20 protein-coding genes are annotated in these 19,911 nt (G+C 63.5%); 6 read left to right on the top strand and 14 right to left on the bottom strand.

Annotation, left to right across the window (positions count from 1 at the left end):
- Positions 1–69 precede the first annotated feature (69 nt).
- On the bottom strand, positions 70–1,221 hold the full coding sequence (gene argE, locus AC2ISB_RS16030) for an acetylornithine deacetylase (protein ID WP_486577203.1): 1,152 nt from the start codon (positions 1,219–1,221) through the stop codon (positions 70–72).
- The gene (locus AC2ISB_RS16025) at positions 1,218–1,586 is read right to left on the bottom strand and encodes a cupin domain-containing protein (RefSeq protein WP_486577202.1); all 369 of its coding nucleotides are present in this window, start codon (positions 1,584–1,586) and stop codon (positions 1,218–1,220) included. The genes argE and AC2ISB_RS16025 overlap by 4 nt, the downstream gene beginning before the upstream one ends.
- A gap of 216 nt (positions 1,587–1,802) precedes the next feature.
- Between AC2ISB_RS16025 and AC2ISB_RS16020 the strand changes: the two genes are divergently transcribed.
- The 3 genes from AC2ISB_RS16020 to AC2ISB_RS16010 all read left to right on the top strand — a co-directional run bounded on the left by AC2ISB_RS16020 (position 1,803) and on the right by AC2ISB_RS16010 (position 4,604).
- Complete coding sequence (locus AC2ISB_RS16020; protein ID WP_330647191.1) at positions 1,803–2,468, top strand: haloacid dehalogenase type II; 666 nt, start codon at positions 1,803–1,805, stop codon at positions 2,466–2,468.
- A 20-nt stretch (positions 2,469–2,488) separates the two neighbouring features.
- Positions 2,489–3,778 carry an NAD(P)/FAD-dependent oxidoreductase gene (locus tag AC2ISB_RS16015; RefSeq protein ID WP_330647192.1) on the top strand — a complete coding sequence of 430 codons (1,290 nt, stop codon included), beginning with the start codon at positions 2,489–2,491 and terminating at the stop codon, positions 3,776–3,778.
- A gap of 217 nt (positions 3,779–3,995) precedes the next feature.
- Positions 3,996–4,604, top strand: a complete 609-nt coding sequence (locus AC2ISB_RS16010) for a GntR family transcriptional regulator (protein WP_330647193.1) — start codon at positions 3,996–3,998, stop codon at positions 4,602–4,604.
- Here AC2ISB_RS16010 and AC2ISB_RS16005 read toward each other — a convergent pair.
- The 7 genes from AC2ISB_RS16005 to AC2ISB_RS15975 form a co-directional block, all read right to left on the bottom strand.
- Entirely contained in the window at positions 4,540–5,373 is an 834-nt protein-coding gene (locus AC2ISB_RS16005) for a methyltransferase domain-containing protein (RefSeq protein ID WP_486577201.1), read from the bottom strand. The genes AC2ISB_RS16010 and AC2ISB_RS16005 overlap by 65 nt on opposite strands.
- Positions 5,370–6,005: a pimeloyl-ACP methyl esterase BioG family protein gene (locus AC2ISB_RS16000; protein ID WP_486577199.1), complete on the bottom strand. Its 636-nt coding sequence runs from the start codon at positions 6,003–6,005 to the stop codon at positions 5,370–5,372. Before AC2ISB_RS16000 ends, AC2ISB_RS16005 begins: the two co-directional genes overlap by 4 nt.
- Positions 6,002–7,288: an adenosylmethionine--8-amino-7-oxononanoate transaminase gene (bioA, locus tag AC2ISB_RS15995; RefSeq protein WP_486577198.1), complete on the bottom strand. Its 1,287-nt coding sequence runs from the start codon at positions 7,286–7,288 to the stop codon at positions 6,002–6,004. The genes AC2ISB_RS16000 and bioA overlap by 4 nt, the downstream gene beginning before the upstream one ends.
- Entirely contained in the window at positions 7,285–7,905 is a 621-nt protein-coding gene (gene bioD / locus AC2ISB_RS15990; RefSeq protein ID WP_330647196.1) for a dethiobiotin synthase, read from the bottom strand. Before bioD ends, bioA begins: the two co-directional genes overlap by 4 nt.
- Complete coding sequence (locus AC2ISB_RS15985; protein WP_486577197.1) at positions 7,902–9,035, bottom strand: aminotransferase class I/II-fold pyridoxal phosphate-dependent enzyme; 1,134 nt, start codon at positions 9,033–9,035, stop codon at positions 7,902–7,904. The genes bioD and AC2ISB_RS15985 overlap by 4 nt, the downstream gene beginning before the upstream one ends.
- Positions 9,036–9,045: 10 nt before the next feature.
- Positions 9,046–10,026, bottom strand: a complete 981-nt coding sequence (bioB, locus tag AC2ISB_RS15980; RefSeq protein ID WP_330647198.1) for a biotin synthase BioB — start codon at positions 10,024–10,026, stop codon at positions 9,046–9,048.
- Positions 10,027–10,284: 258 nt separating this feature from the next.
- The gene (locus AC2ISB_RS15975) at positions 10,285–11,499 is read right to left on the bottom strand and encodes a GTP-binding protein (protein WP_339109548.1); all 1,215 of its coding nucleotides are present in this window, start codon (positions 11,497–11,499) and stop codon (positions 10,285–10,287) included.
- 345 nt (positions 11,500–11,844) lie between these two features.
- Between AC2ISB_RS15975 and AC2ISB_RS15970 the strand changes: the two genes are divergently transcribed.
- Both AC2ISB_RS15970 and AC2ISB_RS15965 read left to right on the top strand, forming a co-directional pair.
- Complete coding sequence (locus AC2ISB_RS15970; protein ID WP_486577196.1) at positions 11,845–12,747, top strand: EamA family transporter; 903 nt, start codon at positions 11,845–11,847, stop codon at positions 12,745–12,747.
- Between the two features lie 59 nt (positions 12,748–12,806).
- Positions 12,807–13,139, top strand: a complete 333-nt coding sequence (locus AC2ISB_RS15965; RefSeq protein WP_486577195.1) for a DUF2322 family protein — start codon at positions 12,807–12,809, stop codon at positions 13,137–13,139.
- A gap of 57 nt (positions 13,140–13,196) precedes the next feature.
- Here AC2ISB_RS15965 and AC2ISB_RS15960 read toward each other — a convergent pair whose 3' ends face one another.
- The gene (locus tag AC2ISB_RS15960; RefSeq protein ID WP_330647202.1) at positions 13,197–15,083 is read right to left on the bottom strand and encodes a PhoX family protein; all 1,887 of its coding nucleotides are present in this window, start codon (positions 15,081–15,083) and stop codon (positions 13,197–13,199) included.
- A 507-nt stretch (positions 15,084–15,590) separates the two neighbouring features.
- On the opposite strand from AC2ISB_RS15960, the gene AC2ISB_RS15955 reads away from it, so the two are divergent.
- Entirely contained in the window at positions 15,591–15,851 is a 261-nt protein-coding gene (locus AC2ISB_RS15955) for a hypothetical protein (RefSeq protein ID WP_330647203.1), read from the top strand.
- A 408-nt stretch (positions 15,852–16,259) separates the two neighbouring features.
- On the opposite strand, the gene AC2ISB_RS15950 is transcribed toward AC2ISB_RS15955, so the two are convergent.
- The 4 genes from AC2ISB_RS15950 to AC2ISB_RS15935 form a co-directional block, all read right to left on the bottom strand.
- Entirely contained in the window at positions 16,260–17,432 is a 1,173-nt protein-coding gene (locus AC2ISB_RS15950; RefSeq protein WP_339109545.1) for an iron-containing alcohol dehydrogenase, read from the bottom strand.
- 177 nt (positions 17,433–17,609) lie between these two features.
- Positions 17,610–19,028, bottom strand: a complete 1,419-nt coding sequence (locus AC2ISB_RS15945) for a hypothetical protein (RefSeq protein WP_486577194.1) — start codon at positions 19,026–19,028, stop codon at positions 17,610–17,612.
- A complete protein-coding gene (locus AC2ISB_RS15940; protein WP_330647206.1) occupies positions 19,025–19,444 on the bottom strand; it encodes an ExbD/TolR family protein in 420 nt (139 codons plus the stop codon). Before AC2ISB_RS15940 ends, AC2ISB_RS15945 begins: the two co-directional genes overlap by 4 nt.
- Positions 19,444–19,911 (bottom strand): ExbD/TolR family protein, encoded by a 468-nt coding sequence (locus AC2ISB_RS15935; RefSeq protein WP_486577193.1) that lies wholly within the window; start codon positions 19,909–19,911, stop codon positions 19,444–19,446. The genes AC2ISB_RS15940 and AC2ISB_RS15935 overlap by 1 nt, the downstream gene beginning before the upstream one ends.

Genomic DNA, 19,911 nt, shown 5'->3' with positions numbered 1-19,911 from the left:
TTGCATCGCGGGGTCGGGCCGCAGCCTAGATCGCATTTGCCGCAGCCCGACAGCATTTTATGCCGCCCTTCAGGCCGCCTGCCGGTCGATCAGGGAGGACAACATCGCACAGGTGCCCTCGAGCTCGGACAGGGTGAGATATTCCTCGGGTTTATGCGCACGCGCAATATCTCCCGGACCACAGACAATGGCCGCAATCCCCGCTTGCTGGAACAAACCGGCCTCTGTGCCAAAGCTGACCGCGCCCTGTGCAGCCCGCCCCGTCAGGGTCTCGGCCAAACGGGCAAGAGGGGCCTCGGGAGCCAGCGCAAGGGCGGGATATTCCGACAGCCAATCGAGGCTGACCCCTTCGGGCAAATCCACCAGAACCTCCTGCAGGATCGCTTTGGGGGATACGCCGGCAATGGCCCGGGCCTCGATCTGGGCTTCGGCGAAATCCGGAATGATATTCACCGCCTGGCCTCCGCAGATCGTGCCGATCTGCACCGAGCTGTAAGGCGGGGCGAAGCGTGCATCCTGCGGCCCCCGCGTCAAGGCTTCCGCCTGCGCACAGATCCGCGCCAGCACCGGCACCAGCCGCTGGATGGCATTCTGGCCCAGATCGGGACGCGAGCTATGCCCCGAACGCCCCTTGGCCGAAAGCCGCAGCGCCGCCTTGCCTTTATGCGTCAGCACCGGCACCAGTCCGGTGGGCTCACCGATAATCGCCCCCTCGGGCGGCGCGCAGAGCGCAGGCAGGGCGGCCAGAAGATGCGGCACCCCTTTGCACCCCGCTTCCTCGTCATAGGACAGCGCGATATGGAGCGGCGCACGCAGAGCCATCCGCCCCATCGCGGGAGCCGCCGCCAGCACCGCAGCCACGAAGCCCTTCATATCACAGGCCCCGCGCCCGATCAGCCGGTCCCCCTCGCGGCGCAGCACGAACGGATCGGCGCGCCATTCCGGTTCGGTGGCAGGCACCACATCGACATGCCCCGACAGCACAATGCCGGGCACGTCTTTCGGACCGAAGCTTGCGAAGAGGTTGGACCTGTCGCCCTCGGGCCCTGCCAGAACCGTCACCTCGGCCCCATGCGCGCGCAGATAACGCGCCACATCCTCGATCAGCGCCCCATTGGGCTGGCCGACCACCGTTGGAAAGCCCACCAGACGGGCCAGAAGATCCGCGGGCGTAAGCGTGGCGGGCATAAGCGTGGCGGGCGTAAGAGTGGCGGGGCTCATGCTGCGATCACAAAGATTTTGCGCAGCGTTTCGAGCGTCTGCCATGTACCGACAAAGCCGGGCTTCAGGATGAAACTGTCGCCTGCCGCGAATTCATGACTGGCCCCGCCCTCTTCCGAAATCAGGCAGCGCCCCGACAGGATGTGGCAGAACTCGAAAGTATCGCCCTTCATCGAGACCGTCTTGCCCGGCGTAGCCTCCCAGATGCCGGTACGGATCTTGCCCCATTTGGCGGCCTCGGCCAGCGCGGCATCAAGCTCCCATGTCTTATACTGCGGCTGCCCCTCGATCCGCCGCTCGGGCGCGGCGGTCGCTTCGCGCGGGGGAAAGGCGGGCGAGGTCTCTAGAGGAAGAAGGCACGTCATGGGAGATCCTTTCGGCTAGGTGTGGGACGCATTCCGATAGACCCATCCTGCCCGATCCCGCCTGCGCCAAGGCATCGAAACCGTGGCACAGGCGGCAGCGCATGCCGATCTGCGCGCTGCAAACGGTATTTCCTGCGCTAGAGGCCGCACTTGCGGCACCTATAGTCGCGGCAAAGGCGTCAGGCTGGACCCATCTTACAGTTCCCGGAGACAGCTATGACCTTCCGCCCGAAATTCATCACCTTCGACTGCCACGGCACGATGATCAACTTCGACATGGCCGGTGCGGCGCGCCACCATTACAGCGCGCATCTCTCCGCGCCCGCAATGGACGCCTTCATCCGCGATTTCTCGGCCTACCGTCTCGACGAGGTGCTGGGCGCATGGAAGCCTTATGCCGAAATCGTCCATAACGCGCTGGAACGGACCTGCAAACGCAATGCTGTGCCATTCGATGCCGCAGTGGCGCATGATATCTACACCCGCGTGCCCACTTGGGGGCCGCATGCGGATGTGCCCGCAGGGCTGGCCCGTATCGCACCGCATATTCCGCTGGTGGCCCTGACCAACTCGATGAATGCGCAGATCCCGCATAACATCGCCAAGCTCGGGGCCCCCATCGCCCATGTCTTCACCGCCGAAAGCGCAGGCGCCTATAAACCACAGATGAGGCCGTTCGAATATATGCTGGACGAGCTGGGCTGCGGGCCGGAGGACATCCTGCATGTGTCGTCGAGCTTCCGCTACGATCTGATGACCGCGCATGACATGGGCATCAAACACAAGGTCTGGGTCAACCGCGCCCATGAACCGGCCAATCCGTTCTACGGCTATACCGAGGTCAAGGATATCTCCGGTCTGGCCGAGGTTGTCGGCCTGTAGGCCGCAAGAAGGGGGAAGAGATGGATTATCACTCCTACTGGCATGACACATCGACCCCCTTCGCCCATGCCCAATCCGGCGCGGTCGAGGGGCAGTTCGACGTGGTCGTGATCGGCGCAGGCTTCACCGGCCTGAACGCCGCACGCAAACTGGCGAAGGAAGGTGTCCATGTGGCGGTTCTGGACGCCGCCCATGTGGGCGCGGGCGGATCGGGGCGCAATGGCGGGCATCTCAATAATGGCATCGCTCATGGTTATGGCGACGCCAAGGCACATCTGGGGGCCGAACAGGCACACCGCCTTTACAAAGCCTATGACCGCTCGATCGACATGATCGAGGCGCTGGTGGCCGAAGAGGGCATCGATTGCAACTTCCGGCGGTCGGGCAAGCTCAAACTGGCCTCGAAACCGAGCCATGTGGCGGGGCTGCGGGCGAATTTCGAGCTGATCCACCGCGAGGTCGACCCCGAGACCCGCTGGATCGAACGGCCGGGACTGGCACAGGAGATCGGCTCGGACGCCTTCCATGCCGGAATGCTCTACGAAAAAAGCGCGATGATGCATATGGGGCGCTATGTGAACGGTCTGGCCGAGGCCTGTCACCGCCACGGCGCGAAACTCTGGGAATATGCCCCGATGACGGCGCGGCGCAAAACCGCGACGGGCTGGGACATCCTCACACCGCGCGGCACCCTGTCGGCCAACCGTGTGATCCTTGCCACAGGGGCTTACGGAGGGGTCGTGCCCGAGGCGCCGCTGAGCTATTTCCGCAAGCGGATGATTTCGGTCGGGTCCTTCATCATCGCCACACGCCCGCTGAGCCCCGCAGAGGCGGCCAGCATCGCCCCCGCCAACCGGACCTATGTCACCTCGATGAATATCGGCAACTATTTCCGGCTCTCGCCCGATAACCGGCTGATCTTCGGTGGCAGGGCGCGGTTTTCGGCACGCTCGGATCAGGCCTCCGACGCGAAATCCGGCGCAATCCTGCGCCGCGCGATGCTGCGCCTGTTCCCCCAGCTTGCTCCGGTGGAGATCGACTATTGCTGGGGCGGGCTCGTGGGCATGACCAAAGACCGTTACCCGCGCGCGGGCGAAACCGATGGTCTGCTTTACGGCATGGGCTATTCCGGCCACGGGGCGCAGATGTCGACGCTGGTCGGGCAGGCGCTGGCCGATATGGCCTTGGGACGCGCCGGAACCAACCCGCTGGCCGGGCTGGAATGGCCCACCATCCCGATGTATAGCGGCAAACCGTGGTTCCTGCCTCTGGTGGGGATGTATTTCGGGCTGAAAGACAGGCTCTCCTAGCTCCCGCCCCGCCCCCCCCGCACCAAGGGCCGCGCGTCCTGCGCGGCTCGTCGTGCGGGGATAGGGTGTAATGCGGCGTCAGGCGCGGGAAAGATGCTGTCTTTTTCCTCCGACGGGCGGGGGATGTGGAATATCGGCCTCTGCTCGGTTGCCCGATCTGTCACGCCGTTGTAATCAGCTAGAACCTGCCCATCCGCCGCCTCTCAAGGGAGATAGAGTGTCCTATCAGCCAACCACAAAATCGGATACTATCGCCCAGCAACTGTCCACGCGCATCATCCGTGGCGAATTTGCCCCGGGCGAAAAGCTGCGTCAGGATCTGATCGCGCGCGAATACGGGGTCAGTCAGGTCACCGCCCGCGAAGCCCTGCTGCGGCTGGCCTCGCAGGGGCTGGCCATCAGCCTGCCCCGTCGCGGCATGTGCGTCACCCCGATCGACAAGGATGCGATCGAGGAATTGCGTCTGATGCGCCACGCGCTGGAGCCGCTGGCGCTGGAGCGGTCGGTGCCGTATCTGAACCCCGCCCAGATTGCCGAGATCGAACATCTGCACGAGGCCTGCAATGCCGCCGCGACCGCCGAAGATTGGGAAGAGGCCAATCGCGGCTTCCACATGGCGATTATCGCAGGCTGCCACATGCCGCGCCTTGTCAGCGAGATCAGCAACCTCCAACTGCTGTATGCGCGGCACTTCAAAGCCCGCTATAGCGACAAATGGCGCCGCAGGGACGACCCTGACCACGCCGCGATCCTCAGCGCCATCAAGGCCCGCGATGCCGCACGTGCCCGCACGGTGATGCAGCGCCATCTGATGCGCTTTTCCTGATCGGGGCAGCTCCGACCGGTTTGCGCGCCACGATCCACACCGCCTGATAGGTCAGCGACACCCCCTGCGCCGTGCCGAACTGCTGTCGATAGGCGGCCTCGAAACGGGCAAGGCGGGCGCGGGTCCAGCTTTGCCGCGCCTGTCCGTTGACCCCTGTGCGGCGCAAATGACGCAAGACCTCGCGCGGCGAGGGGAAATAGAGCGGCAAGAGATCCTCGCCACAGGCCAGAACGTCTAGATCGGGCGCCACGGCTGCGGCCAGAGCGTGGCGAGGACACAGCCCAGGGGCCTGTGCCTGCGAGCCGAGCGCGGACAGTTCACGGAAATGCCCGGGCCCGAAGCCCGAAAGCGCCAGCCACCCCCCCTCCGGCAAGGCCCGCGCGGCCCGTCGCACCAGCGCCAAAGGGTCGGGCAGCCACTGGATCATCGAGGCCGACGCGATAAGCGAGGGCACCTCGGGCCAGTCGAGCGCGAGGGCATCGCCGCAGAGGAACGTCGCTCCATACTGCCGTGCCGTCTGGCAGGCCGCAGGGGAAAGGTCATTGAGCGTCATCTGGGGACAATCGAACTGGCGTTGCAGCCGCGCGGTCAGATGCCCCGTGCCGCAACCGAGTTCAAGCACCGAGCCGAACCGCGCCGGTGCACCGGCACGGGCCAGCGCCCCCACCAGCAGATCCGCAATCCGCGCCTGCGGGCAGGCCGCTTCGTGATAACTGTGGAAGCTGCGGCTGAAGCTGCGCTGCACCCGCTGGGACAAAAGTGCGCTCATTGCAGCCAGTCCTGCCAGTCCTGCCCCGCCCGAAACGGCACATGGGGTGCATCGACAAACCGCACAGCCGCAGCGCGGGAGTGCCACGCATATTCCTGTGCCTGTGGCGGCACGATCCTGTCGCGGCGGGGAATCCAGATCCGGTCGAAGGCATAGGCGGGCGCAGGGCCGCGCGCCATCACCGCCAGCAATTCGGCACGGGCCGCCTCCAGATCAAGCTGCGGCGCAGGGCCTGCCAGTCCGGCGCGACGGCAGAAGGTGGCAAATGTCGCCGCCGTCAACCCCTCGGCAGTGGCCCGCACCCGCTCGGGCGGTATGCCGGAGGTGACCGATGCAGGGGTCAGGGTTCCGGCGATCGCGACAGAGCGACGGAGGCGAAGACCCCGCCCCACCAATCCCTGTTCCGCCAACCAATGCGCCGCGCCTGCAACGCCGAAGGAATAGGCCAGAAGATCGATATGGGCATATCCCTCCAGCGGGGGCAGATCGACCGTCAGATCCTTGTAATCATCCAGCAAAAGCACATCGGTCTGGCCCACCATCCCCGCAAAAGCCGCCGCGCCAAGCGCCCATCCGCCAAAGACCAGAAGCAGGTCGCGGTGCTTCCGTGGCCCGAGCCATTGCCCTTTCATCGGGCTCCCTCCGCCAGTTCCAGCATGGCAGTGCTGACCTTGCGCAATTCGGCAGGGGTGATCACGAAGGGCGGCATGCAATAGATGTTGCGCCCGAAGGGACGCAGCCACACGCCCGTCTCGCACGCCCGCCGATGCGCCAGATCCGGATCGACGGGGCGGTCCATCTCGATCACGCCGATGGCCCCGAGAACCCGCATATCGACCACATGCGGTAAGTCCCGCGCGGGGGCCAGATCCTGCGCAAGCTGGCGCGAAATGGCCGCCACCTCGGCCGCCCAATCACGTTCGTGCAAAAGCTCAAGGCTGGCAATGGCCGCCACACAGGCCAGAGGATTGGCCATATAGGTCGGGCCATGCATCAGCACATTGGCGGCACTTTCCCCGATCCCACGGGCGACGGCCTCGGTCGCGACGGTCGCCGCCATGCTGATATGCCCGCCGGTCAGCGCCTTGCCGATGCACAGGATATCGGGGGTGACGGCGGCATGATCGGCCGCAAACAGCCTGCCCGTGCGCCCGAACCCCGTGGCGATCTCGTCCAGGATCAACAAAATGCCATAGTCCCGACACAGCGCCTGCGCGCCCTGCAACCACGCGGGGTGATAGAAATACATCCCCCCCGCCCCCTGCACCACCGGCTCCACGATCAGCGCCGCCAGCCGATGCGCGTTCCGCGACAGGAGCACCTCCAGCGCGCCCAGCCCGTTCTGTGCCGGATCGGCAGACCAGTCCTGCCCGAAGGCAATCGGCGGACGCGGCAGGAAATGCTGGATCGAGAGCGCGCCCTGAAACAGACTGTGCATCCCCGTCTGCGGGTCACAGACGCTCATCGCCTTCCATGTATCGCCGTGATAGCCACCACGGATCGTGGCAAACTCGGCCCGCTCCGGATGGCCCATCGCCCTTTGGTATTGTACCGCCATCTTCAGCGCCACTTCCACCGCGACCGAACCGCTATCGCAATAGAACAGCCGGTCCAGCCCCTCAGGCAGAAGCGCCACCAAGCGCTGGCCCAGATCGATTGCGGGCATATGGGTCAGGCCACCAAACATTACATGCGGCATCCGGTCCAACTGGCGGTGCATCGCTGCGGTAATGGCGGGATGGCGATGGCCGTGCACCGCGCACCACCACGAGGACATCGCATCGATCATCCGCCCGCCATCGGCACGGGTCAGCCACACGCCCTCGGCCTCGGTGACAAGATGCATCGGACCGGGATCGAGCACATTGGTATAGGGATGCCACAGATGGCGGGCGTCAAAGGCAAGGGCTGTCACAGATGGCTCCGGATGGTGGCAAGATCGATGCCGTCAAAGGCGCGGGCAAGGCTGTCGCGCCCCAGATCGGGCAGCAGCGGCAGGCGGCCCAGACGGGGAATGGCGCAGGTGTCCACGATGCTCTGCTCGACATCGGGGGCCGGATCGCCCACGAACGCGACGCCAATCACCGAACAGCCCGCCGAACGCAGCGCCAGAAGCGACAGCGCGGTATGGTTGATCGTGCCAAGCGCCGTGCGCGCCACCAAGATCACCGGAGCTTGCCAGAGCCGGAACATATCCAGAAAGAAGGCTTTGCGCGTCAGCGGCACCATCACGCCCCCCGCGCCTTCCACCACCAGCGGCCCGTCCACCGCAGGAAGGGCCAGCCGGTCCGGATCGATCTCGATGCCTTCCGCCTCGGCAGACAGATGCGGCGAGGCGGGGCGGCGCAGGCGGTAGGCTTCGGGCAGAGGCGTCACCCCTGCCAGTCTTGACACGATCAGGCTGTCGGTCTCCTCCTCCAGCCCCGACTGGACAGGTTTCCAGTACTGCGCACCAAGCGCCGCTGTCAGACCTGCGGCAAACACGGTTTTGCCAATGCCGGTATCGGTTCCGGTAACGATGACGGCGCTCATGCGGCCTCCTTCTGATAGGCGGCGAGGGTTTCGAACAGGGCGGCAATTTCGGCAGGGGTGACATTGCCCGTCACCGAGATCCGCAGCCGCGCCGTGCCGCGCGCAACGGTGGGCGGGCGGATCCCACGCAGGTCGAACCCCTGCCCGCGCAAACGATCGGCCCATGCCATCACCTGCGCATCCCCGCCCAGTATCACCGGAATGATCTGGCTGTGCAGTCCGGCGCGGTCGATCCTGTGCAGCCGCGCCTGATCATGGGCAAAGGCAATCCGCGCCTGCGTCTGTGCCACCAAGGCAGGCGTTGCGGCCAGATGCGCGAGAACCTCGCGCAAGAGTGCAGCCGTAAACGGGGCCGGCGCGGTGGCAAAGATGAAAGGCCGCGCACGGGAGATCAGACTATCGATAAAAACCTTCGCGCCACAGACAAGCCCGCCCGAAACGCCCAGCCCCTTGCCGCATGTATGCAGGCTGAGAACCTCGGCCTGCAGACCATGCGCCAACCCGCGCCCCGACGGGCCAAACACCCCGGTGGCATGGGCCTCGTCCACCACCAGCACCGCCTCCTCCGCCTGTGCGAGGCGGTCGAAGGCAGCCAGCGGCGCCAGATCGCCCTCCATCGAATAAACGCTTTCCAGCGCAATCCAGACCTGCCCGCGCCCCCCCGATGCCCGCCAGTCCGCAATCGTCTGGCGGGCCGCCTCGACATCATTATGGGCAAAACTGCGCAGGTCGGCCCGCCCCAGCCGGAAGCCCTCATGGGCGCTGGCATGGACCAGCGCATCATAGGCCACCAGATCGCCCGCCGCAGGCAGCGTCGAGAAGATCGCCTGATTGGCCTGAAAACCGCCGCCCATGAACAGCGCCGCTTGCGCACCGAAAAAGGCGGCGGCTTCGGCCTCCAGCGCCTCGTGTTCGGGATGGTTGCCGCGCAAGAGCCGCGAGCCCCCCGCGCCCAGAGGCACATCGCGCGCCAGAACCCGCAGCGCGGCTTCCTTGAGAAAGGCCGAGCCGGTCAGGCCAAGATAGTCGTTCGAGGCAAAATCCACCCCCTGACGTGGCGCGACAACCCTGCGGCGATGGCGTGCCTCCAGATGGCCGAGCATATCGTCCAGACGCGCGAGAGCCTTCATTGCGCCGCCCTCACTCTGCGGCTTTTGTCTCGCAGCGCCCTGCCATTGTCTCGGCACGCAAGCCGAGCTTGGCAAACAGGACCGCATCCTTGTCCTCTTCGGGGTTTTCTGCCGTCAGCAGGGTCTCGCCCACAAAGATCGAATTCGCACCCGCCAGAAAACACAAGGCCTGCATCTCGTCGCTCATCTCGCTGCGCCCTGCCGAAAGCCGCACATAGGAGGCCGGCATCATGATCCGTGCCGTCGCGATCAGCCGCACGAAGTCGATCGGGTCCACCGGCTTGGCCTCTGCCAAGGGCGTATCCGCCTGCGGCATCAGCATATTGATCGGCACGGAATCGGGCGCAGGGTTCAGATTGGCCAGAGTGACCAGCATATCGACGCGGTCCTGCGCATGCTCGCCCATCCCCAGAATACCGCCCGAGCAGACTTTGATCCCCGCCTCTTTCACGCGGTTGAGGGTGTCGATCCGGTCAGCGAAACTACGCGTGGTGATCACCTCGGGATAATAGCGCTCGGAGGTGTCGATATTATGGTTATAATAATCGAGACCGGCATCGCGCAGGCGGATCACCTGACTGTCATCCAGCATACCAAGCGTCATACAGGTTTCCATACCCAGACCGCGCACCCCTTCGACCATCGCCACAAGGGCGTCCATGTCGCGCTCTTTGGGCTCGCGCCATGCCGCCCCCATGCAAAACCGCGTGGCCCCTCCGTCACGCGCCTTGCGGGCCGCGCTGAGAACACGCTCCACCTCGATCATCTTCGAAGCGGAAAGCTGCGAGCCGTTCCGCGCCGATTGCGAACAATAGGCGCAATCCTCGGCACAGCCGCCGGTTTTTATCGATAGAAGGCGGGAAGTCTGGATCTGGTTAGGATCGAAATTCTCCCGATGCACCGATTGAGCGCGAAAAAGGAGATCCATAAGCGGCATATCATAAAGAGACTTTGCGGCCTGGCTGGTCCAAGTGCTGGCTGTAGTAGACATTATCGACAAAAACCCAATATTTCATATCTCGTAAATTTATTATCGATATTATGAAAGGCATCAAGCCCTTTTCTTGCCCTGCGCCAGACAAGCCTAGCAACCAGCGCCTAACCTCCTACAGAAAAAAGAAAAAACGTTACGTCCGCCCCGCAATCCGCGCGGACCAAAGGCAAAAGCGCATAAAAACGCCCCCGCGAGGGAGTGTCGCGGGGGCGGGCTCGCCCTGCGGCATAGGGACCGCAAGACAAAACGGATGGATCAGGCCGCTTCGGGCTGACGCCAGCGCGGGAAGGGGTCGGGCAGGTCGGCCCAGCGATGCGGCGGGCACTCTTCGGGGTCGACAAGGGCCGCATCAAGCGCCTTGGTGATCCCCTCCTTGTCGAGCCCCGCCCCGATAAACACCAGTTCCTGACGGCGGTCGCCATAGGGTTCGGCCCAGTGATGTTCGAGATATTGCCGCGCGCTGGGGCTGTCGGGCCAGCGATCTTGCGGCACCGATGCCCACCAGATCCCCATCGGTCGCACCGCCGAAAGCGCCCCCGCCAGCGAGAACTCCGCCAGCCAGTCGGGGCGGGTCGCAAGCCAGAAATGGCCTTTTGCACGGATCACCCCCCGCAGCGGCCCGTTCAGCGCATCATGGATGCGTTGCGGATGGAAGGGCAAACGCGCGCGATACACGAAAGAGGACACGCCATATTCCTCGGTTTCCGGCACATGATCGGCAAAACCATACAGCTCTTTCGCCCAGAGCGGGTGGTCATGCGCGGTATCGAAATCGAACAGGCCCGTGTCGAGAATACGCTCGGGCGCAACCTGCGAATGGTCCGTCTCGATGATCTGCGCATCAGGGTTCAGCGAGGTGATGATCTTGCGCGCCGCATCCACCTTGGCAGGCCCCGCATCGCTGACCTTGTTCAGCACCACCACATCCGCGAACTCGATCTGGTCAACCAGCAGGTCGACAATCCGCCGCTCGTCGCCCTCGCCCAGACTTTCGCCGCGATCGGCGATGAAATCATGGCTGGAATAGTCGTTCAGCAGGTTGGCCGCATCGACCACGGTCACCATCGTATCAAGCCGCGCCACATCCGAGAGGCTGTCGCCGTTTTCATCGCGGAACTCGAAAGTCGCCGCCACAGGCAGCGGCTCGGCGATACCGGTGCCTTCGATCAGCAGATAATCGAAACGCTTTTCTTCCGCGAGACGGCGCACCTCGGCCAGAAGATCGTCACGCAGGGTGCAGCAGATGCAGCCATTCGTCATCTCGACGAGCTTCTCCTCGGCATGGCTCAGCTCTGCCCCGCCCGAACGCACCAGATCGGCGTCGATATTCACCTCGGACATATCATTCACGATCACCGCCACACGGCGGCCTTCGCGATTGTTCAGGATCGCATTCAGCAATGTCGTTTTTCCGGCGCCCAGAAAACCTGAAAGCACCGTGACCGGCAAGCGGGTATCTTCGACTGACATGGTAGGCCCATCCTTTATGTCATCTTTTGTTATGTTATACTATAACAAATCATATCCCGTCACAGAGTGCAAGAGGCCATATGATCGGCGCCCACTCTATCTGTATCGCGCCACCAAGAGAAAAACTCCTCCGACGGCTGGACCTGTCGGGATCTTTGACCTAGCCTGCCCCTATCGACCGAGTGGCAACTAGGGTTCCGGGCGCTATGCGCCGTCAGCGACCGAGCGTTGCAGAGACCGGAGGCCATATCCTCTGGCTGCACCCGAGGGATAAAATCCCAGAGGCGGAGACGTCGAGATCAACCAACGCCCGAGCACGTTTTCGGGCGCATGAAGGGGGTCTCCATGACGCTATCTGCCATTCTTCTGGTGCTCTGCGCCGCTTTTCTTCACGCGGGCTGGAATTTGCTGGCGAAACGGGCGGCTCAGGCCGGACCGGTTTTCGTGCTGGCCTATTCGGCCTGCGCCTGCCTGATCTACACGCCTTGGGTGGTTTGGATTTTCTGGCGCAGCCACATTGCGGAAAGCGCCACAGACCTTGATGCCACCGGCCCGAGCCTCACGGGGCTACTGGTGATGGTGGCCAGCGGGCTGATCCATCTGGCGTATAATCTCTGCCTGCAACAAGGTTATGCCAAGGCCGATCTGTCGGTCGTCTATCCGGTCGCCCGCGGGACGGGGCCGCTTCTGTCGGTGCTCGGGGCGTTTGTTCTGCTGCAAGAGCCTGCCAGCCTCACGGGCATCGCGGGGATGCTCTGCGTGGTGACGGGGATCGTGCTGATCGCGTCACAAGGACGGCTGGCGATGTTCTGGCGACCGGAGGGGCGGACGGGCCTGCTTTGGGGGCTGCTCACCGGCAGCCTGATTGCCTGCTACACCCTGACCGATGCGACCGCCGTCAAGCTGCTGGGGGTGGCACCTGTCCTGCTGGAATGGGTGTGCAACCTGATGCGCGTGGCCATGCTGGCTCCTCTGGCCCTGAAAAACCGCCATCTTGCAGGTCAGCGCATGCGGGGGCACTGGCGACGGGCAGCGGCCATCGGGCTCTTTTCGCCACTGGCCTATATTCTGGTGCTCACCGCCATCGCGCATGGGGCACCGCTCAGCCTCGTGGCCCCGCTGCGCGAAAGCTCGATGATGGTCGGGGCCTTGCTGGGAATGGTGCTGCTGAAAGAGGCTGTCGGTCCGGCACGTCTGGCAGGATGCGCCATTCTGGTGCTGGGGGTCGTCTTGCTCTCGGGCAGCTAGGCTCGCCTGCGCAAAGCTGGTATGGGCGGAACCACCGATGATGATGAAAGGATGTCCCCATGATCGCCCCCACCGCCTCTTTCAAAGACAATCTGGCGCTTTTGCCACCCATCGACGGGCTGAGCCATATCGAATTGCTGGATGCGACAGGGACGGTTCTGGCCCGCATCGAGAACCAGCCGGGCAAACAGGGCTCGCTTGCCGTCTATCACTATCTCGCCCAGATGTTCGGGGCGCTGGATGCACAGGCCGCAACCTACGCCATCGCGCTTTTTGCCGAACATAGCCTTGATGCCAAGGCCCGCCCCGGGGCGCATCCCAATATCGACCGGCTGTTCGAGATCACCCAAGGAGCGCCCGCGCAGATGCTGCGCGTGGTCGCCAAGGCCTAGACATAAAACGCCCCTCCCCGCCAAGCGCGCGGGAAGGGGCGGCCATAGGGCGATGGCTCAGCCAACCAGCGCGGCGTCGTCACGCTTGACCGCGATCACGGTCGAACGCGGCAGGCCGCTGTCCGAAGGCCAGCTTCCGCCGGGGTGCTGGATGCCGACAAACATCGTGCGGCGGTCTGCCGACCAGCACAGGCCGGTGATCTCGCAGCCCGTCGGGCCGGTCAGGAAGCGCGCAATCTCGCCGGTGACGGGATCGCCCGCAAGTTGCTGGTTGTTGCCCATGCCTGCGAAATCACCTTCATTGCTGTCTTCGCCATCGGTCTGGATCCACAACAGGCCCGCGCTGTCGAAGGTCATCCCGTCGGGCGAGTTGAACATATTGCCCTGCGTGACATTTTTCGAGCCGGCATAGGCATCGCCATGCACGGTCGGGTTGCCCGCCATTACGAACAGATCCCATCTGAACGTATCCTTCGCATGGTCATCCTCGTCGGGATACCAGCGTACGATCTGGCCGTAATGGTTGGCCTGACGCGGGTTCGGGCCACCAACGGGGGTCTCGTCACCACCGGCATTGGGCTTCACACCACGGTTCTTGTTATTGGTCAGGCAACAATAGGCCTCGACCGCATAGGGGTTGACGGCGATCCATTCGGGACGGTCCATCGTGGTCGCGCCCAGCTTCGAGGCCGCCTGACGCGCAAAGATCAGCATCTCGGCCTTATCCATGCCGGTGCTCTCCGGCGTCAGCGCCATCCATTCGCCGGTCTGGTCATCATTGAACTTGGCCACATAAAGCGTGCCGTCATCCAGAAGACCATCCGTCGGCTGACCCGCGACATAGGGGTTGGTCGACACGTAGCGATACAGGAACTCGCCGCGCTCGTCATCGCCCAGATACACCACCACACGCCCGTCGGGCGCCAGCGTCACCTCGGCGTTCTCGTGCTTGAAACGGCCCAGAGCGGTGCGTTTGACCGGCGTGCTATCGGGATTGGTCGGATCGATCTCGACCACCCAGCCGAAGCGATGCGGCTCGTTGGGGTTATGCGAAAGATCGAAGCGCGCATCGAATTTCTCGTAACCATACTGGCTTTCGTCTGCCAGCCCGTACCGTTCGTAACCGGCCTGCACCAGATCCGACAGCCCCTCGGCCTTGCCACCGAAATAGCCGTTAAAGTTTTCCTCGCAGGTCAGATAGGTGCCCCACGGGGTTTTGCCCGCCCCGCAATTTCCCATCGTGCCCAGCACATTCCGGCCCTCGGCATCCGCAGCCGTCTGCAACAGCGCATGACCCGCTGCCGGACCGGACATGGTCATCGGCGCATTGTGATGCAGCCGCCGATTGAAGCGCGATCCCTTGACCGGCGCGAAACCGCCCTGCCCTTCGGCGATTTCCATCACCGTGACACCTTGGAAATTCTGCAGCATCCGCACATCCTCAGCCGATTGCGGCACGCCGTCCTTGGTGTGGGGAAGGTTGGTTTCGGGGTTCACATATTCATTGTTCACGGCAAGGATCTCGTGCCCGCCGATCTGGAAGGTCTCCATACCGTCGGTATTCTCGCCAAAGACCTTATCGGAGTCTGCCAGCGACACACCTGTGGTGGCCTCGAACCCGCGCACATCCTCGAACAGGGCATCGCCCCAGCTGACCATCGGCTTCCAGTTCCAGCCCTCGGGGACGTGGACGGTCATATCGGTCTGCGCGTCAATCGGCGTGAAAGGGAAGCGCGACACGGCCTGCGCCTGTGCCGAGGTCGAATTCAGAAGCCCCGCCCCCATCGCGACCGCGCCCGAACCAAAGGCTACGATCCCGCTCAGGAAACCACGGCGCGAGATTGCGCGTTCGACAACACGATCGAAGTCATTCTCTTCCGGACGGGGGAAATGCAGCTCGTCCCATTCATCTGCGGGCATCTTGTGTGGCGGCAGCTTGCTCATCTTGGCGATCCTCAAAGGTAATTCGTGAGCAAGGAGTTAATAAGCCCATGAAAAAGTTTCGTGACAGTCCGGACAAGAAATTGCGACACACATGCCGCGGGAATGCTGTGAGCGCTGACAGAAGTATTTTGCGATTTATGTAGAAAAAATCTTGACTTGTCAGCCAAAGCCCCCAAATCTTGCAATGACATGGTGGGCAGAGGTTGTGCCCCGCGCCAAAGATCAAGCAAACCACTTGTTCAGGCGGCATGTCAGGTAAGGTCCCGATTGCGCCGCATTCCGGCCCAGTTCGGGCATTTACCGCCTGTGTCAGAAACATCTTTCGGGATGCACGGCACATTGTTCTCCGGCTCGCCAGCTTGGAAAATTCATGAAACTGTCATGGATTTGTTTCCAATTTGGAAAGTTTCGGGGCGCATACTCTTCTCGTCCTCCCTCTGCAACCTGCAGGAAGACGAAACACACCAAGCTTGCTTTACGAGCATATAATAAAAAAAGGAAATCCGAATGGGATTGAAACTGACTGAACTGAACAACCATCGCGCCAGCGGCGAACTCGATGGACAACCTTTCGAACTGATCGTCGAAAACGGTCAATACTATGTGCGTATCACATCGGAAGACGCAGCCACCGGCACGGACTGGACGCTTGCAGATACCTTTGTGGCCCCCGCATCCGCCCGTAAGGGCGTGGCAGATCGCGTCCGCTCCTATGCCTATGCAGCGACCGCGAAATACCGCCAGTTCCAGCGCTTCGGCACGATCTGAAGCTCTGGCTGAGCCTCTGGTTTTTTCCAGACAGGATTGACCAGCCCCAGCAGAGCGGCCTTGTCTGGCACCGCCACGCTCGGGCTTTGGTCCGCCATTCCCCCGCGCCAATCCCCGTGCAAAGACCGCCACGGCTTGGCGCTGCGGCCCTCGGGACAGACGGCCTGCGCCCGATACCCCGTTTCCTCCGCATTTCCTCCGGCCCTACCCGAGATCGCCACCGCCCCGCACGTGGTCCGGTTCCATCCGGTCGGGAAAGCTCTTGCCGCCAGCCGCATTCGGGGCTGGCTTTTCCACATCCGGTTCCTGTCGCCTCAATGCGGCAGACCGGGAGATGAAACCATCTCCCGGCCCGTCGGAGGTACCACTTAAAGGAAACATCCCGGGCGGAGGACCCGGAACATACACTCAGTATGCGGCTTCGAGGATGGCAATCACCTCCTGCAACGAGGCCTTGCGCGGATTGGTCAGCATGCAGGCATCCTTCTGGGCATTCTGCGCCATCAGCTCGAAATCTTCCCGCTTCACGCCCAGCTCTTCCAGTCCGGACGGAATCCCGACCGACACGGTCAGATCACGGATGGCATCAAGGCCGGCCCGCGCGGCAGTCATATCATCCATGCCTTCGGTATTGACCCCGAGCAGTTGCGCGATCTGCGCATAGCGTTTCGGAGCCGCGATCAGGTTGAAGGCGCAGACATGCGGCAGAAGCACCGCGTTACACACGCCGTGAGGCAGGTTGTAAACGCCCCCCAACTGGTGTGCGATGGCGTGAACATAGCCCAGCGAGGCGTTATTGAAGGCCATACCCGCAAGGAACTGCGCGTAGGTCATCGCGTCACGGGCCTCGATATTCTGGCCATTGGCCACCGCCGGACGCAGATATTCGGAAATCAGCTTGATCGCCTTTTCCGCGCAGGCATCGGTGATGGGGTTGGCTTCCGTCGAGACGAAGGCCTCGATCGAGTGGGTCAGCGCGTCCACACCCGTGGCCGCCGTCAACGCGGCAGGCTTGCCTTCCATCAGGCGCGGATCGTCAATCGCGATCAGCGGTGTGCAGCGCCAGTCGACAATCGCCATTTTCACATGCGTATCGGAATTGGTGATGATGCAGAAGCGGGTCATCTCGGCGGCGGTGCCCGCCGTGGTGTTGACCGAGATCAGCGGCGTCATCGTAACCGTGCTCTTGTCGATCCCCTCGTAATCGCGGATATGGCCACCGCCCGCAGTCACCAGCCCGACGCCTTTGGCGCAGTCATGGGCCGAGCCGCCCCCGAGCGAGACGATAAAATCACATGCCCCGCCCTGATAGGCCTTGACCCCGTCATGCACATTGAGATCGGTCGGGTTGGGTTCGGCCCCGTCAAAAACCACGGTCTCGATACCGACCTCGCCCAGTTGCCGGACGATCTGGTCGGCAATACCAGCGGCGACGATCCCCTTATCGGTCACTAAAAGCGCCTTCTTATAGCCAAAGGCCTTCGCGCGCGGGCCAACCTCGGCCGAAACACCCGGGCCGATCAGACTGACATTCGGAATGAAAAAGCTATAGGTGCGATCCGCAAGCTGCTTGAAAGACATAAATTTCTCCTCCCAGAGATTTTGTAAGGCGGCCTGGGTCCTCCCCGCCTCAGGGATTATTTATGTTATAACGTAACTAATTTGAGCAACCCAATTTCCGGCATTTCAAAGCCCGAAAACCATACTCCCACCTGAAAACTGTCTCAGTTCCGAGACAGGGCGCGCACCAGCACCCGCCTAGCGAAGGTCGAAACTGGTGATGGCCAAAGCGGTGCCCGGGGTCATGGCGGCCTCGGCAAGCGGCATCACATCCTTGGCCAGATGGCCCAACTTGCCGCGCAAGGCCGCCAGAGGTTCATCGCTGGCCAGTGCCAGCACCAGATAGGAGGTGTCGCGCGCCGGACCGACCCGTGTCACCGGCACCGCGAAATCGGCGCGATTCTCGCCAAAAAGACTGAAACGCTGCAGATCCTGCACAACACCATTGGTGTCCACCAGCATCAGCACGACATACCGGCCCGAAGTGCCGCGCACCCCGCCCCGCAACCAGCCACCGCTTGCCGTCGTACTGGCCTCAAGCGAGACCCCAAGACGTGTCGCGGGGTAGTTCGGGCTATGGGCCACGAAATCGAGCGCCGCGCATTGACGCGGGTCGACAAGACGCCGCGTCTGCACAAGCGGGGCATCCTCGGTGCCGAACCCTTTGGACAGGGCGGCGCCATATTGCTCCATGAGGGTTTCCGAGGCGCCCAGCATTTCCAGCCCGAGCCCGCCCTGCAAGGTCCGCCGCGGCAGGGCCACCACGCAGTCGGGCTGCGGGGTCTCGCGGATTTTGCGGATCAGGTCGCCCGCAGCCAGGTCGATGGCCCGCGCGGCAACCGCCCCTGTCCCGTCAGGCCCGACCGTTTCGGCGGCATTCCCTGCGCCGCTGGGCTCTTGTGCCACATCCGGATCGGACGATGGTTCGGGATCTTCCGCCCGCGACATCGCCGGATCTGCAGCCCCGTCCTGCGGCACGGGCAATGCAACTTCCGGCTCTGGCGCAGCAGGCGCCACAGCCGCCCCGCCCGCCCCCACGGCTTCGCCTTCGGCTGGCAACAAAGGCGACGTCCGCGAGGCAGGTTCCGCCAAAGCAACCGGCGGATCTTCGGGGGTCTGCTGTGTCTCTGGCGGCACTTTGACGGCATCCGATCCCGTTTCAGAACCCGTTTCCGGCCCAATATCCGACCCTGTATCCGGCACATTCTCGGGCCCTGCCTCAGGAGACGGCGTGTCCTCGGGCGGCTCCGGCATCGCGGTCAGCGCGGTCTCGGACAAAGGCGGCGATACGGCGGCGGGGTCGGTCGCAGGCATGGGGGCGACCTCGGGCATGGCGCCCTTCTCGGGGTCGGGCAGGCGCGTGCCCGCACCGGCATCGCCATTGGCGATTCCGTTAGAAAGGGACATCCCCGCCAGAGTATCGGTGTCCAGCCGCTGCAAACTGATCGTGAAGGCGGGCTCGGGCGTATCGGGCGCAGGCGCGGGCGCATAGGTCAGCGCCCACCAAAGTCCGCCCAAAGCCATGCCATGCAGGCCCAAAGCCGCCACACCGGCCCAAGCCCAATCGCGATAGACCCAGCCCCTGTTTCCGCCGAAGGAATAAGGCAGATAGCTCATGGCTGCGGCCCCGCCTCCGGTTGACTATGGACCGTCACCAGCACGATATCATGGCCGCTCAGCCCCGGTAGTGCCAGCAGCGAGGTCAGCTCGAAAGCGGGCGCGGTCTTGTCGATCAGCACATACACATCCCCGACAGGCGCAAGCGCGTTGCCAAGCGCGTCGGGCGTCACCGGCGCATCATCCAGATACAGCCCGCCATCGGGACGTTTTTCCAGCAGCGGTTTCGGCAGTTGCGTCACCGCCAGATCGGTGGTCTGCGACAGGCTGACGCTGCTGGGCGCCGCGCGGTTGAACAGCGCCCCAGTGGCCAGAAAGAACATGATAAGCAGCAGCACCACATTGACGATTGCCAAAGCCATATCGGGCTTTTCGCGCGCGGGGGCAGGCGGCAGAAGCGGGGATTTGCGCGCCATCAGCGACCACCTTCCGCATCAATGGCCAGCCGCACATTCTGCAGCCCCTGCGCGTGCAACCGCGCCATAACGGTCACCACATCCTGCACATGCGCCTCGGCGCGCGCCACCAGAACGACATCCGGCACCGGTTCTTGCTGCGCCAGCGCCTGTGCGAGAGCGTCGATCTGGGCGAAGGGGAAATGCTGGCCATTGGTCTCGACATCGCCCGCGCCGATACGCCAGAGCCGCTGGTCCTGATCACGACCTCGCGCCGGTTGCGCCGCCCCCTGCCCCGTGCCGGATGCGGTCATGGTCTGGCCACCCGCCCCCGAGGCACCGCTAAGCCCCAGCAGCGAATAGGGGGTCAAGCCCGAAGACAGCATGAAGAAGATCAGAAGCTGGAACATCGTATCCGCCAGAGGCGTCAGCGCCACGCGACGCGTGCGGCGCGGCGGAGGCGGCAGAAGGGGACGGGCCGCACACAT

This window comes from Thioclava sp. NS-SX20 (assembly GCF_057380695.1).
This window is presented reverse-complemented; position numbering and strand designations above follow the sequence as displayed.